This is a genomic window from Parvularcula maris (assembly GCF_024505085.1).
GTDB classification, from domain to species: domain Bacteria; phylum Pseudomonadota; class Alphaproteobacteria; order Caulobacterales; family Parvularculaceae; genus Parvularcula; species Parvularcula maris.
This window is the reverse complement of the sequence record NZ_JANIBC010000016.1, coordinates 45,114-59,619: the sequence shown is the minus strand read 5'-3', so window position 1 is coordinate 59,619 and position 14,506 is coordinate 45,114. Positions and strand designations below refer to the sequence as shown.

Below are 14,506 nucleotides of genomic sequence, written 5' to 3'. Positions count from 1 at the left end.
TCTCCGCCGCTGGCTACAAGACGGAATGACATCAAAACGCTCTAGGTCCACCGTAGCCGGATGGATGGTGAAGCTGTTCTCGGCGGAGCCGGTCAGCATGCCGCGATAGTTCCAGGGTCCTTCGACTAAGGACGACGTGGCGTAGCGGATCTGCTCGTCATTGCTGGCGCTGCGGTCGATGCCCGCATAGGTGAGGTAGTAGAGTTCCTCGTGCTGATAGATCCACGGCCCCTCTACATAGAAGGGAAGGGCGGCGGTCCTGATCGCGCCGTCGAGCTCGATCATATTGTCCTTCAGCCTGGCGAAGTAGTACTGCTCGTTGCCCCAGGCGATCCATGAGGTACCGTCATCGTCCGTATACACGGTGGGGTCGATATCGTTGTACCAGTGGGTCTTGTCCGGCGTCATGTCGTTGGTGATGAGCGGAGCGCCCTTGGCATCGGTGAAGGGGCCAGCGGGGTGGTCCGAACGGGCGACGCCGATCGCCATGCCCTGGCCGCCGCTCCGTTCGACGGAGGTGTAGAACCAGTAGGTGCCGTCCTTCTCCTCGACCTCGGACGCCCATGCCCTGCCGCTAGCCCAGGAGAAGTCCGTAGGCTCCATGATCGGGCCCAGCGCGGTCCAGTTGCGCATATCCGTCGTCGAGTAGGCCAGCCATTCCGTGATGCGGAAAGGCTCATCGCCTACGGCCTGGTCGTGTCCTGCGTAGAGATAGACCGTCCCCTCCTTTTCCAGGACCGCCGGGTCGGCTGTCCAGAAGTCCTGCACGATAGGGTTCTCACCGGGCAGGCGGGCCTGACCCTCTCAGTCCTCAGGAGGCGTTGTTTCGTTCTCGAGGTCGATGAAGGGCCAGCCCTCCTCGTCTCACAGAAGCGTATGGATACGCAGCTCGGGAAGACCGTCCGCCCTGTAGGCGTGGTAGACGATGTACCAGTCATCGCCCTCCTTGTAGATGTCGTTGTGACCCGGCCCACGGTAGCGGCCCGTCGGATCGCTGTCATTGTCCAGAACCTGATAGCCGCCATCGTCGGTCATCAGCACCATGTCCCGGTCCACATAGGGGCCCATCGGGTTGGGCGATCGTCCGACCACCACGTTGTAGGTGCTGTCATAGCCCTGACAGCAGGCATCCTTCGACACGAAGAGGTAGTAGTACCCGTCCCGGTAGACGAGAACGGGAGCCTCGATGGGGTTGAGGGCCGTCCCCGTATCGCCGATATTGGTCGGCGTCGTGTTGGCGAAGGGCTTGCCGGTGGAGGGGTCGAGCTCGATGATCTCGATTCCCGACCAGTAGCTGCCGAAGGTCATCCACCATTTGCCGTCGTTCGGGTCCTCAAGGACATGAACGTCGATGGCGCTGTATCGGTCGGTAGGCTCAGGCTCGGCGTTGATGACGAGCCCCTGGTCGGTCCAGCCCGACATCGGATCGTCGACGTCGATGTCGGCGATGGGAATCGTGACCAGGCCCGAGAGGGACTCCCTATCGCCGTTGGACTCGTGATAAGCGAACACGGAGTAGTAGACCCAAAGCTCGTCGCCAACCACCATGGCGTGCGGTGCCCAGACCCCCTCGGGAGGATCGTTCGGGTCGGTCTCGGTCACCTCCGCCACAGCGTACTGAGGGATCTCGTCGAAGATGGCTCCGGCGAAACGCCAGTTGATCATATCGTCCGAGTAGCGCCAGTAGATATAGCCTGCATCATCGACATCGTTGGAGGTATGGAAGAGGTGGTAGCGGTCACCGATCTTCACGATGGTCGGGTCGTGTACGAAGTTCACGGGGACGCCCGTCACCGAGGTGTTGAGGGCCGTATCGACCGCTGCGGGCGGCGGCGGCGGCGGCGTGGGAGGGGGGTTGTCCGTGCGCGGCGGCGGGCTACTGGAACCACCGCCACCTCCGCCCCCGCAGGCCGCAAGCAAGAATGAAGAGACGACGAAAAGAGAAATCGTTCTTTTCAAGAACGGTCTAGGCATTGGTCACCTCCATTTTCCAGGTGACCACGAGTAGGAGAAGGAAGAACGAGTGAAAAGGCCGCTAATATATGGAAAGGTTTGCAAAGCCTGCAAAAAACGGAATCGGCCTTCCGTTACCGCATCGCAGCAGAAGGAAGGAACCGGTAGCGCTGGCGGAACCCGGCCTCGGCCTGCAGTTGGTCCGTCTTGCAGTCCCTAGGAAGGCGTCGGGCATCTGCTTCAAGCGAGGAGATGCGGCTCGCCCTGGATAGGCCGAACCACACCCCGACGAAGCGCAGAAGCGTTGAGACCATCACGGTCCGCCCCAATCGCTCCAGCCTCAAGCCGACGAACTCAGCTATGCCTGAGCGCGCGCTTTCCGCACCAGGAAGGCGAGGGCAGGGGCGAAGAGCAGCGCGCCCGCTGGCAGCGGTACGGCGTCGCCGGGTGCTTCGGCGATGCTGAGGGTGAAAGATGGGGGCGTCCCAGCTTCGACCGCGCTGCCGAGAAGCGTGAGGAAGAACCCTACCGCCGGTGACAGGGCGACATCGGTCGTGCCTGCCGCTCTGACGACGAACTCGAGATCAACCAGCGTCAGCGCGCCGCTCAGCTCCTGGAAGATCACACCGCCCGTGATGTTGCTGACGGTGGTCCCGCCCGTTGCACCCGGAGGTTCCTGCTGTGCGTTCGTGAAAGTGAAGGCGGGTCCGAAGGTTCCGCCCAGATAGCCGATGATGCCGGCATCGAAGGTGAGGTCGAACTGGAAGCTGTCGAATGCCGCCTGGGCGTCATCGGTTGCGACCGTGACGATGAAGGTATCACCCACCTCGAGATCGTTCGTGTCGCTCGTGTCCAGAACGACGGCGGCTTGAGCGGCTGAGCCGAGCAGGAACGCCGCTAGGGCGCCCATCCATGTCTTACCATGCTTGATCATCTTCATACTCCCAAATCGGGGCTTCTGACCCCTCTGCTGAAGGTCACTCTACAAGGTCGATATAGGACGGACCCGGAACGCTCCCGAAGAAGTCGGCCATGATGCCTAGGTCCACGCCGTTGACGGCGCCGTCACCATTGAGATCCGTATCGAGACTGAAACTCGGGTCGGTCTTACCGAAATCGGCCGCAAAGATGCCCAAGTCCACGCCGTTGACGACGCCGTCTGCGTTGAAGTCGGCATCGACCACATTGCCGTAGCCGTCTCCATCCGTATCGCGCTGGTCGGCATTGGCGACGAAGATGGCGTTGTCCTCGAAGCTCGCGATTCCATCGGCGTCGTGGTCGGCGAACACGGTCACCTGCGCCGTCGTACGGCGGCCGGCAGCGTCCTCGACCACATAGGTGAAGCTATCGGTGACACTCTGCGCGTCAGAGACGATGTCGAAAGCGCCCATCGCGTCGTAGGTGATCTGACCATCGGGGCGGAGGGTGACCATGCCTCGAGTGTTCTCGGTACCAACCGACACGATACGGAGGGCTTCCGGTGTGTCGTTTGCGAGAACGTCGAGGACCTGCGCACCGGTCCCAGTGACGTAGTCGAACCCGTCATCCACCGCTTGGGGAGGCGGGGAGGCCGAGCCTGCAGTCAGAACCGTATCGCCGCCCTCTTCTGATAGCTCAAAAGAGAACTCTCCCGTCAGTACCAGGTCAAAATCCGCAGTGCCGTCGCCGTCGAGGTCGATCGCGAGGTTGGTGGTGCCGCCCGTCGCCCTGACTTGCACTTGCCCTGGGTCGCCATTGAAATCGGCCGAACCAATGAGGCTCAGGAGCTTCGCGCCGCCTGCGAAAACGAGGAACTCGCTCTCTGCGAGGTCCGTGACGCTGTCGGACTGACCTTGAAGGTTCTCCGTGTCCCAAACGAAGCGGTCGAGGCCCGCACCCCCGGTGAGAAGATCATCGCCGAGACCGCCATGGATGAGATCCTCGCCGTCGCCCCCCATCAGGGTGTCGTCCCCGCCCCAGCCGTAGAGGCTGTCCGCGCCGCCGCGGCCGTCGAGGACGTCCGCATCGCCCAGCGTCTTGTCGCCATGGCCCGATCCTTCGATCCGCTCGCCGATGCTCGTTCCGCGGATCGTATCGTTGCCGATGCTGCCGAGAATGACCTCGAAGTCCGGTGTGACATAGGCGACGTCGAGAGGCTGAGAGGGGTGCGCGCCAAAGACGCGCATGTTGCTGCCGGAAGTCGAGGCCGAGGGGTCCTCGAAGTCGAGCCTGATACCGGTGACCGCTTCCCCCCATACAAGGGTGTCCTGGTCCCCGGTGAGGTCGAGGGTGTCCTCGCCGCTCCCCCCGCTGATGACCTCGATCCAGGCGCTAGTATAGGTGCCCTCCGCCTCGTTCAACGTGTAGACGATGATGTCGTCGCCGCCCTCGCCGTAGAGACGGTCCTGCCCGTTGCCGCCGACCAGGATGTCGTCTCCGGCCCCTCCCCAGATCGTATCGTCGCCGTCCCCGCCGATCAGCAGGTTCGCCCCCTCGTCCCCCCTCAGCGTGTCGAAGCCGTCGCCGCCGATGACGTTCTCGACGTTCGAGATGAAGTCCGTGTAGCGAAGGCCGGTGGCGGGCTGCCAGGTCTTCGCGGTTCCCGCCGCTAGGTCTACCGAGACGTTCGCCCGCTCCGAATCCTGGCCGAAAAGGCCGGGGATCGAGAAGTAGGCCTCGCGCCAGGTGTAGGAGATCGTGTCGATGCCTGCGCCGCCGTCAAGGGTGTCCTGCCCTGCGCCCCCGATCAGGAGGTCGTTGCCGTCGCCGCCATAGAGCTTGTCGTTGTAGAGGCCGCCCCAGAGGGTGTCGTTGCCGCCGCGGCCGTAGAGGACGTCGTGGTGATCACGCCCGGCCAACTCGTTGGCGCCTTCGTCCCCGGCCAGCGTGTCCTGCAGAAGGCCGCCGACGACCACCTCGAAGTTGCTGATGGAGCCGCCAGCGAGCTGGAAATTGGACGAGCTGGCTGCAAGGTCTACGCTGACGCGTATCTGGTTGCGCAGGTCGCCGACCGCGTACCAGAGGACGTCGATCCCGTCCCCGCCGTCGAGAACCCCTGTCCTAGAGAGGACCTGGACGGTGTCGTTGCCCGCCCCGCCCGAGACGGTGTGGCTGATGCCGCCGACCTCTCTCTGCTCGACCACGAAGGCGTCGTCGCCGACCCCGCCGAAGGCCTGGACCCGGTCGCCGTCGACGAGGATGAAGTCGTTCCCTTCCTCACCGAAGAGGAGCTGTTCGCCGCTCTGGTTGCTCGGGCCGCCGATCGTGTCGTCCCCCGCGCCGCCATAGACCGCGAAGTTCCCTGTCATGAACTGCCGGAGGACGTTCGCGTTCACCTCGTCCGCGAAGTCCGTCAGCCGCAGGACTTCGAGGCCCTTGGCCAGAATGGCCGTCTCTGCTTCTCCTGCGGCGCCGAGGCCGTAGCCGGTCCAGGAGAAGGCGGGGATCGGGTCAAAGACCGAAACGACGCCGCGGCCGAAGCCCGAGAGATCGAGCTCGTCCGTGCCTGAGCCGCCTTCGAAATAGAGGGTGAACAGGGCACCGGGGACCGGCTCGCCTAGAACCTCAGTCCGGTCGTTCCCTTCGTGAGCATAGAAGTAGTGGATGCCCAGGGGGGTGATGAGGGCAGTATCATCGCCGGCGTCGCCGTAATAGCGGTCGATCACGCCGCTCGCTCCGCGCGAGACAAAGGTGTCGTTGCCCGCGCCGCCGCCGAGATAGTCGTCGATGTCGCTACCGCGGATCGTATCGTCGCCGCCGGTTCCGGCGATGCCCTGGATGTCAGAGATGGTATCGGTACCGATGACCGATCCGTCCACGCCGTACTTCCTCACGAACCCTTCGTGAAGGTCGGCTTCGATCCGGCTGATGACCCCCTCGACATCGGGCGCCGTGCCGTAGCGGATATCGTCGCGGAGGCGGAGGCCGAGCGCGTTGAAACGGTCCATGAAGGACGGGGAGTAGTCGCCGTAGAAGATCTGGTCGAGGCCCAGTCCGCCCGCGACCGTGTCGCTGCCGCCCCCGGTCGTGATCAGATCGGCGCCGTCCCCGCCGAGGATGAGGTCGTTGCCGAGATCGCCGAGAAGGACATCGTTGCCGTCCCCGCCCTTCAGGGTGTCGTGACCTTCGAGCCCGCGAAGGGTGTCGAAGCCCGCCCGGCCGTCGAGGCTGTTCGCGCGCTCGTCGCCGTAGAAGATATCGCTGTAGAGGCTGCCTCCTACCTTCTCGATCGAGCGGACGATCACGTTGGTCGTGTAGAACATGTGAACGCTTGGGCCGTCCTGCGACAGGTCCAAGAGAAGCCGTGCGGTGCTACCGAAGTCGAGGAAATCTGCGGCGTCGTTCCCCTCGCCGCCGTCCAGGAACTCGAGCCCCACCGCGCCCTTCGCGCCTGCGTTGAGGACATCGTTCCCCGTGCCGCCCAGTAGCGTGTCCGTGCCTGCGCCGCCGTAAAGGTAGTCGTCGCCGCCAAGGCCATCGAAATAGTCGTTGCCCGACGATCCGAACACGAAGTTCCTCTCGCCGTCGCCCGTAAAGGTCTGCCCCTGACTACCGGGCAGTCGGACGATCTGGTCGAGCTCGTCGATGCCGATCGGGTTCTCGAGGTCGGCGAAGCTGAACTTCTCGACGTCGTAGAGGGTGTTCGTTCCCTCGTCCCCCGAAGGGGTGATCGGTGAGAGGTGGTCGACGACGACGACACGGCCTTCTGGGTCGTTTTCAGGGCGAGAGATGTCGTACTGGGCGAAGGAGCCGGTGAAGATCGCCTTGTCCTCACCCGAGAAGTCAACGTCGCCAGGGGCCAAGGCATCCCTATAGTCCCCATAGATCGTATCGTCGCCGCGATTGGCGATGAAGATGTCGTCGCCGCCGTTGCCGATGAGCGTCTCGCTCTCGGTGGTCCCGGCGATGAGGTCGGCGGAGTTCATGCCCTCGCCCGTCCCGTCGCCCTTCTCCATGAAGATGATCAGGTTGGGGTCGGAACTCTCGTCGCCATCGTCCTGGCCGTCACCGGTCATGTTGCGAACTTCGAAGAGGGTTTCTGTGACCTTCGCGTCGAAACTGTCCAGGAACTCAGGCGCCTCCAGCCAGTCCGGTTGGTCGAGGCCTGAGAGAAGATCGGCGATGCGCGTATCGAGGTCGGTGAGCGTCAGATCGAACCCGGACGGAAGGAGTTTTTCGAGCTCGGCCCTGATCGTGTCGAACAGCTTCTCCACCCCTAGAGCGTCGATGACGGGGTCGACCACTGGAGCGACGACGGTGTTGTAGACGAAGTCGGCAGCCGAGAGGATCGGCTCCAGCGGCAGCATGACCTTGCGCAGGATCTCCGTGGGCTGCTGCAGTACCTCGAGATAGCTCTTGATCTCCTGCATATCCGCCTGAACGGAGCGCGCCTCGTCCACCAGGCCGGAGATCTCGGAGATGCCGTCGACAATGCCGAACATGTCGGCAACGGTGGCTTCGAGCTCCAAAAGCCCTGGGAGCGTGGCATCCCCGGCCGCGTTCAGGACATCGAGCGCTTCGTTGGCACCGGCAGCGCCCGTGTCGAGCAGTTCGGCGAGCTTCGCCGACAGGTACTGAATGACGATGAAGTTGTCATCCGCCGCCTGGGTCGCGTCGGAAAGGTCGGTGACGCCTTTGCTTGTCTTGCTCAGCTTGCCGATCAGCTCGTCAAGGTCGCCGATGGCATCGGCTACCTTGGCGCTCGCGGGCTCCAGCCGATGGTCGATCTCGGCAGCTTTGTCCTCGATCTTTTTGATCTGGTCTTCGATGTCGTCGAAGACGTCGTTGAGGCGACGCGCTATGGTCTTGAGAACCGGGTGCTTCGCGAACAGCGTCATCGCTTTGCCGACACCGTCGATGATCTCGCGCACGCAGCGGGCGGTGTTCTCGACGTCTTCGAAGAAGCCGAGGATGTTGTCGATGTCCTCGGCAACGGCCTTGGCCCTGGTGAAAAGACCTCGCACGGAGAGGATGTCGTTGTTGAGCTGTCCCAGGCCATCGACCATCTCGGCGAGTTCCTGGCCTTCGGCAGTGAAGCTCGATGTGGACGCAGCGGCGTTCGGCAGAGAGGCTGCGGTCAGGAGCCAGTCGCTTTTCTGTTCGTGCCAAGCGGGAGAAGAGAGGAGAAAGGGAAGGTCTTCTTCTTCGTCCTCAAAGATCTTTGTTGCGAAGCTCTTCGGCTCTGACATGGTCTTCTCTCCCTGGTGACGGGAAAGCTACAGAGCACCTCGGTCTATGCCATACCGGGATCACACCATTCGTCAGAGCTATCGCTGCGTCATCGGCTCGAGCAGCCCCTCGCGGATCGCGACTGCCATCAGTTGCCCCATGGAGTGAACGTCGAGCTTCCGCATGATGTTGCTGCGGTGCTTGTCCACCGTGTGAATACTGATGCCCAGGCGCCCGGCAATCTCTTGGGGAGAGAAGCCGGAAGCCAGGCCATGAAGAACCTGCCTCTCCCGACCGGAAAGCTGCTTCGCTATGCCTTCGGCGTCCTTGAGGAGTGCGGCCACTTTCGGCGAAGCCACGCGCTTTCCCGCCAGAACTTCCGGCACGGCGTCGGACAGAAGCGACGTCTCCTCCGACTTCAGGAACAGACCGGCGACCCCGGCCTTCCACGCATCCAAGAGGAGCCCCTGTGAAGTCATCCCGGTTAGGATGATGGCGCGCGTATCAGGGCACCAGCGCTTCAGTTCCTCCACGACTTCGATACCGTTGGCATAGGCCATGGACAAATCGAGGATCACGAGGTCCGGCGTGTGCTTTTTCGCCTGAGCCAGAGCCTCGATGCCGTTGGAGGCTTCTCCCACGATCTGGATGTCAGGAACTACTGCCAATACGTTATTGACGCCGCGGCGGACCAGTTCATGATCGTCCGCAATAACAACAGTGTGGACCATCGGTTCTAGTTTCCTACGCCTGCTTCAGCCTTATAGGCAAACAAGAATGCGAACAAGCATCTCGGTCTTTCTGTTCTTCGCCTTGTCTATGCTGATCTGCGCTCATGCAGAAGGAGCCGTAGAAAAGAGCCTCGATATCTCCGAAGCGCGCAATCTGGCACAGCTTCGTCCTTTCATGGCCGGATATCTGGAACCGGGCACCGACATGGCGGCGTCCGACATCGCACGGCTGCCCCTTTCCCGGTTCCAGCCGATCGAAGGCCCCGAACCGGAGTTCGGTTTCACCGACGATACGATCTGGCTTCGGCTTCCGGTTGCAAACCCCGAGCCTGCCGACATCGAGCGGGTCCTATGGCTGCACACGAACTTCATGTCCGAGCTATCGGTATGGAAGGCGGCGGGCGACACGACCGAACTGCTGCTGGAGCAGGGCAGGAACAGCGCCTTCTCCACCAGGCCTATCCGCCTACCGAACCTGGTCGTGCCGTTCACCCTGACGGTCGGGGAGGAGGCCGTGCTTCTCATCCGCTACCGATCCGATGGCAACAGCCACCTTCCGATGAGCATCGAGACCTATGAGGGCTTCGTCGAGAAACACGAGCGGCGAGGCGCCCGCCTCTTCATGTTCTACGGCGCCGGAGCGATCTTCGTGGTGGTGAGCTTCGCCGCCTTCGTCTTCCGGCGGGAATCCGTCTTCCTGTTCTATGCCCTCTACGCCCTGACCGTCATTCTCTACATCATGCAGCGCGACGGCTACGCCTTCATGCTGTTCTGGCCCGACGCACCGGTCGTCAACAACTTCATCAGCCTTCCGCTCGGTTGCGCGCTGATCGGCTTCGGGGCTCTCTTCGGCCGGGCTTTGTTCAGGACCAGGGGCCGGTTCGAGGTCGTCGACAGGGTTCTCCTCGGGATAGCCGCTATCTCGCTCGCGATACCCTTCACTCCCCTCCTGATCGACCAGAGCCAGGCGAAGGCTTACGCCTTCATGTGGTTCTTGATAGCGGCTGTGATCATCATGGCCTGCGCCGTGTTCTGCTGGCGGAAGGTCGGTGAGCGTACGATCTTCTTCGTGATTGGATGGTTCGGTCTGATCATTGCCTCGTTCGCCACGGTCTTCATCAACTTCACCGACATGGCCGGGTCCCGTCAGGTCGTCCTCAACATCATGCGCGGAGCGCTCCTGTTCGACGCGACGATGATGGGGTGTGCGCTGGTCTACGGCTACCTGCAGGTCTGGCGCCGTAGCGAGGAGGCCGATCTAGCGCGCCTCGAGCTTGCGGAAAGACTGGCGGGACTGGAGCGGCGCTACAGCGACCTGAAAGAAGCGGCCGAGGCCCGAGGGCAGCGTATAGCCGATGCGACCCACGACATTCGCCAGCCGCTCTACGCCCTTCGCAGCTCGATCGGGAACCTGCTGAGCGGCCCCCGCGCATCGGCGACCGAGCTGACCGCGGTACGGTCGAGCCTCAACTACCTCGAGGAGCTGATCGACAACCAGCTCACCGACCCCGCGTCCTTCGTCTCGCTCGGCAGAACCGATAGCGAGGAGCATCCGGTCAACTTGATACTGGACGCCGTGGCCTCGATGTTCCGGTCGGAGGCCGAGGGCAAGAACCTCCGCTTCCGGATCGTTGCATGCGGCGGCTCGATGAAGGGCGACCCCCTCAAGCTGACGAGGATCGTTGCGAACCTCGTGGCCAACGCGATCGAGTACACGGACGTAGGGGGCGTCCTCGTAGGCTGCAGGCAACGTCGGGGAAGGCTCGGGATCGAAGTCTACGACACCGGGCGGGGAATCGAGGCCTCGAACCTGCCCCGCCTCTGCCTTTCAGGAGAACGTGGGCAGGAGGACGATGTGAGCGAACCCGGTCGCGGCCGAGGCCTCGCCATCGTCCGTCAGCTTGCGGTTCAGGAGGGGATAACGGTCTCCGTCAGGTCCGCAGCAGACAGAGGAACCCTGTTTCGCATAGAGCCCGATGCCAGCGACCGCCCCCTGGCCCTAGGACCAGGCGCCATGCTGCTTCGTTAGAGCGGTTCGCGGCCTCGGCGGTTCGAAGCGGGATGGAACTCATATGTACGTACAGAAAAGCCCCTACCTTTCCCTCGCCGCGGCGCTCAGCCACTCGCTGCCGCACCAGTTCGTGGTGATGGCAGCTAGGGTGCGCCTGGCCTTGTTGGCTTCGTTGTCGGTGACGAGCATGAAGCGTACCCGGTCGCCTGGTCTCACTTGACCCATGCGCCAGAGGTCGGCGGTGATGACTGAGGCGATGCGCGGGTAGCCGCCGGTGACTTGCGCGTCGGGACCGAGCATGATCGGTACGCCTCCTACCGGGCACTGGATCGTACCGGGAGCGACGGCGGCGCTCTCTATCTGTGTACATTCTTCTTCTAGCTGCAGAGGGTTCTTGCTCAGCCGAATGCCCATTCGGTCGATCTGGCGGTCGGCGAAGAACGGCATCTCGACGAAGCGTCGATGGCTGAGAGGGGTGAGGCTTTCCCATTCGGGTGCCGTGGTAACACGGAGTATATGGGAGTTGGAGAGCGTCGGTAGGAGCTCTTTCGGGGTCGAGGTGTGCTCTACGTTCCGAAGGAGCTCGTTCACCGTCAACTGATCGTTCTTGCGAAGCGCCCGCCCTTGAAGGCCGCCGAAGGACGCCGGCAGGTAGGTGGAGGCGGATCCGAAGAGCTGGTCTGCGTGAAAGCCGCCCGATGCGGCCAGCATGATACGGCTGCCGATCCGTGTAGGGTTGATCTCGAGTATCTCGCCCGCCTCGGCGGTGAGCGTACGGTGCTGCTCAGCGGACCTCCCGCCCAGTACCAGCGAGGCGGGGGCTCCGGTCACGCCGATGACCTGGCGCTTGTGGAACCTGCAGGCGAACGGGCTGAAGGTGATCTCCAGCGCAGGAGCGTCCCAGATATTGCCGCAGAGGCGGTTGGCGAGCGCGAGGGAGAGGGGGTCGGCTGCCCCCGACCACGGCACGCCCTGGTGGCGGTAGCCCAGGCGAGGCCCCGCCTGGATCGTGGTCTGAAGACCTGGGTTCAGAACCTCGATCATGGGGCGCGATGAAAGTGGATGGTGGCGCCGGGAGACAGCAGGAAGGGTTCGTCGGAGCCTCTATCGAAGAGTTTCTTCTCGGTACGGCCGATGATGGGCCAGCCCCCCGATCCGTCCAGGGAGTAGATGCCTGCCTCGTTACCGCCTATCCCGACCGAACCCGCGCGTACGCGCATCCGCGGCTCATCGAGCCTCGGGGCTGCCAGGGCCGGGTCGAGGCCCGACAGATAGGCGAAGCCCGGAAGAAAACCCATCAGGGCGACCTCGTAAAGGGGTGCGGTGTGCTTCTCGATGAACTCTTCAGGAGAAAGACCGTTTCTTTCGCATAGAAGTAGGAGGTCCGGGCCGTCCTCCCCGCCGTAACGGACGGGAATGTCGATATGCGCGATCTGCGCCGCGGCGCGATAGGGCGGCATGCTTTCCGCAGCCTTCAGCAAAGCCTCCGCCACTGCTGCAGCGGTCTGGGACAGGGGGTCGTAGAACACCGCGACGGAACGCAGACCCGCCACGACGTCCTGCCAGTCTCCCTCACTGCGCAGGTGCTCTGCAAGCCGCCTGGCCTCACCGGCATTTTTCGTCGCTATACTGAGCGCTCGGTCGGAGAGGGGTTTGATGTCAGCATGCATAGGGTTCGACGCTCACTCCCGACTGAGCTAGCCCGGCTCGTAACCTCTGAGCCACCTGATCAGCACCAGGACCGTCACCATGGATACAGAGTGTTGCTGCTTTGAGACGGAGCATGCCGCCATCCGCCTCGAGGGGTTTTTCTGTGGCGAGGGCCAGCGCTTGGCTGAGCTGCGCGTCAGGCTCGGAGACGAAAGCGCCTCGTTCGGTGCGCGGAACGAGTGTTCCGTCCTGACGATAGCCGCGGTCGATGAACCCCTCGGCTAGGAAAGCTAGGCGCCCGTGTGATGCTCGCTCGAGAGCGCTGCCTGGTGGTCCGAGAAGGCTAGCGCCTGGAAGAAGGTTCTCGATCAGACGAACGAGGAGCTCGGCTTTGACCTCGTCACCCGTAGCGTCGTTGTAGAGCGCGCCGTGGGCTTTGAGATGGGTGAGCGTATATTCTTCGGTGTCCGCGATCCTGCGAAGGGCGGTGATCTGATCGGTCAGGCTTGCCTCAAGCTTGGCTTGGTCGATGTCGAGCGACCGCCGTCCGAAACCCTCTCGATCGGGGTAAGAAGGGTGAGCGCCGACCCGTACGCCCGCCACTTTCGCCAGCTTCAGTGTCCGCCGCATCGAAACCGCATCCCCGGCGTGACCGCCGCAGGCGACGCTGCAGCTCGTCACGAAGCGAAGGAGCGCTTCGTCATGCTCCATTCCTTCTCCGAGGTCGGCGTTGAGGTCGATCTTCATGGCCATAGGCCGAATGCCCTGAGCAGGCCGCGAAGGCCAAGGAAGAGGGCCGTCAGAACGACGAGCCCGCCCGCTATGTTCGACCACAGACGGTTGCGGTGGCTGCCGAGAAGGTCGCTTCGGTTCATCAGAGCGAGGAGGAAGACGGCCACCACCGGCAGAAGCAATCCGTTGGCGGCCTGGGCGAGAAGGATCAGCGCCTCGGGACGTAGGCCGAGCGCGGCAATCACCGTCCCCGTCAGCAGCACGGTTAGGGAAGCGAGGCGGAAATAGCGCACCCTTTCGGCCTCGCTGCTCGCGAACAGCTCGCCTGCGACGAACCCGGCGGCCATAGGCGCCGTGACGGCCGAGCTCAGACCCGCCGCCAGGAGGCCCGCTGCCATCACGTAGCGGCTCAGCCCGCCAAAGCTCTCGCGAAGAGCGTCCGCCAGTCCGGTCTGACCCTCGCCGTTCCCGGAACTGGCAGCGACGATCAGGATGGCCGCCGAGACGAGACCGCCCAGCAGGATCGCTGCCACATTGTCTCTTCTAGCGGCCGGAACCGACCCGCCGCCGGGCCACCGCTCCTTGGCGGCTGCGGCGTGCAGGAAGAGGTTGTAGGGAACGATCGTCGTGCCCAGCAGCGCCAGAACGGTCAGCAGGCTGCCCTCGGGAAGCTGCGGGCGCAAACCTGCGAAGAGTGCCGCGGGGTCGGGCCTAGCCAAGGCCAGCGCGAGGAGGAACGCGGCGCTCATCAGGGCGACGATCCCCACCAGCACCCCCTCCAACAGCCGGTAGCGCCCAGGCAGCAGCACACTGGCTGCGAGGACGGCAATGAGCACGACGACTAAGCGGCGGCCGATGGTGACCCCTGTAGCTTCGGCGCCTAAAGCTGCTCCGGCGAGGTTCCCCCCCTGATAGGCGGCGTTGCCGAGAAGGATGGCGATGGAGACGAGAGCCAGCGCCGTGTAGCGTAGCATGGGCGTCCGCAGCGAAAGCCTCAGCGCCTCTCCAAGGCCTCGCCCGCCACCCGCCCCAAGGCGCGCTGCCATGTCCTGCAGGACGACGGCTGCTAGAGTAGCGAAGACCAGAGCCCAGAGAAGCGCCATGCCGAAGGTCTGCCCGGCCAGCGTGGCCGTGGTGACGGTGCCCGGCCCGACAAACGCGGCGGCCACCAGCATGCCGGGACCGAACCCCCCGCGCCTCTTCTGCGCCTCCATAGACGACGTCCCCGCTGAAAAGGGCGCCGTATCAGATGCGCCCCCAAGGTTTCAAATAGCAGGCGTGC

Annotated in this window: 10 protein-coding genes; 1 reads left to right on the top strand and 9 read right to left on the bottom strand. The window is 63.5% G+C overall.

What is annotated here, in order from left to right:
* From NOG11_RS13235 to NOG11_RS13215, 5 genes are all read right to left on the bottom strand, one after another.
* A partial coding sequence (locus NOG11_RS13235) for a family 43 glycosylhydrolase (protein WP_256620256.1) occupies positions 1-768 on the bottom strand: 768 nt, incomplete at its 3' end.
* A gap of 96 nt (positions 769-864) precedes the next feature.
* Positions 865-1,794 (bottom strand): arabinan endo-1,5-alpha-L-arabinosidase, encoded by a 930-nt coding sequence (locus NOG11_RS13230; RefSeq protein ID WP_256620255.1) that lies wholly within the window; start codon positions 1,792-1,794, stop codon positions 865-867.
* A gap of 517 nt (positions 1,795-2,311) precedes the next feature.
* Entirely contained in the window at positions 2,312-2,887 is a 576-nt protein-coding gene (locus NOG11_RS13225; protein ID WP_256620254.1) for a cohesin domain-containing protein, read from the bottom strand.
* Positions 2,888-2,930: 43 nt separating this feature from the next.
* On the bottom strand, positions 2,931-8,120 hold the full coding sequence (locus NOG11_RS13220; protein WP_256620253.1) for an Ig-like domain-containing protein: 5,190 nt from the start codon (positions 8,118-8,120) through the stop codon (positions 2,931-2,933).
* A 78-nt stretch (positions 8,121-8,198) separates the two neighbouring features.
* Positions 8,199-8,831, bottom strand: coding sequence for a response regulator (locus NOG11_RS13215; RefSeq protein ID WP_256620251.1), 633 nt, complete (start codon positions 8,829-8,831; stop codon positions 8,199-8,201).
* Positions 8,832-8,877: 46 nt separating this feature from the next.
* Here NOG11_RS13215 and NOG11_RS13210 point away from each other — a divergent pair, with 46 nt between their 5' ends.
* On the top strand, positions 8,878-10,860 hold the full coding sequence (locus NOG11_RS13210) for a sensor histidine kinase (protein ID WP_256620250.1): 1,983 nt from the start codon (positions 8,878-8,880) through the stop codon (positions 10,858-10,860).
* A 63-nt stretch (positions 10,861-10,923) separates the two neighbouring features.
* On the opposite strand, the gene NOG11_RS13205 is transcribed toward NOG11_RS13210, so the two are convergent.
* From NOG11_RS13205 to NOG11_RS13190, 4 genes are read right to left on the bottom strand one after another with little or no spacing between them, the layout of a single operon-like run.
* Positions 10,924-11,886 (bottom strand): 5-oxoprolinase subunit C family protein, encoded by a 963-nt coding sequence (locus NOG11_RS13205; protein ID WP_256620249.1) that lies wholly within the window; start codon positions 11,884-11,886, stop codon positions 10,924-10,926.
* Complete coding sequence (pxpB, locus tag NOG11_RS13200; protein ID WP_256620248.1) at positions 11,883-12,512, bottom strand: 5-oxoprolinase subunit PxpB; 630 nt, start codon at positions 12,510-12,512, stop codon at positions 11,883-11,885. Before pxpB ends, NOG11_RS13205 begins: the two co-directional genes overlap by 4 nt.
* Positions 12,502-13,245, bottom strand: a complete 744-nt coding sequence (pxpA, locus tag NOG11_RS13195; protein ID WP_256620247.1) for a 5-oxoprolinase subunit PxpA — start codon at positions 13,243-13,245, stop codon at positions 12,502-12,504. Before pxpA ends, pxpB begins: the two co-directional genes overlap by 11 nt.
* Positions 13,236-14,438 carry an Nramp family divalent metal transporter gene (locus NOG11_RS13190; RefSeq protein ID WP_256620246.1) on the bottom strand — a complete coding sequence of 401 codons (1,203 nt, stop codon included), beginning with the start codon at positions 14,436-14,438 and terminating at the stop codon, positions 13,236-13,238. Before NOG11_RS13190 ends, pxpA begins: the two co-directional genes overlap by 10 nt.
* Between the last annotated feature and the right edge of the window lie 68 nt (positions 14,439-14,506).

Bases quoted from the DNA above. Each gene is read 5' to 3' on its own strand.
- NOG11_RS13225 (WP_256620254.1), bottom strand. From the start codon at position 2,887: ATGATCAAGCATGGTAAGACATGGATGGGCGCCCTAGCGGCGTTCCTG.
- NOG11_RS13220 (WP_256620253.1), bottom strand. From the start codon at position 8,120: ATGTCAGAGCCGAAGAGCTTCGCAACAAAGATCTTTGAGGACGAAGAA.
- NOG11_RS13215 (WP_256620251.1), bottom strand. From the start codon at position 8,831: ATGGTCCACACTGTTGTTATTGCGGACGATCATGAACTGGTCCGCCGC.
- NOG11_RS13210 (WP_256620250.1), top strand. From the start codon at position 8,878: ATGCGAACAAGCATCTCGGTCTTTCTGTTCTTCGCCTTGTCTATGCTG.
- NOG11_RS13205 (WP_256620249.1), bottom strand. From the start codon at position 11,886: ATGATCGAGGTTCTGAACCCAGGTCTTCAGACCACGATCCAGGCGGGG.
- pxpB (WP_256620248.1), bottom strand. From the start codon at position 12,512: ATGCATGCTGACATCAAACCCCTCTCCGACCGAGCGCTCAGTATAGCG.
- pxpA (WP_256620247.1), bottom strand. From the start codon at position 13,245: ATGGCCATGAAGATCGACCTCAACGCCGACCTCGGAGAAGGAATGGAG.
- NOG11_RS13190 (WP_256620246.1), bottom strand. From the start codon at position 14,438: ATGGAGGCGCAGAAGAGGCGCGGGGGGTTCGGTCCCGGCATGCTGGTG.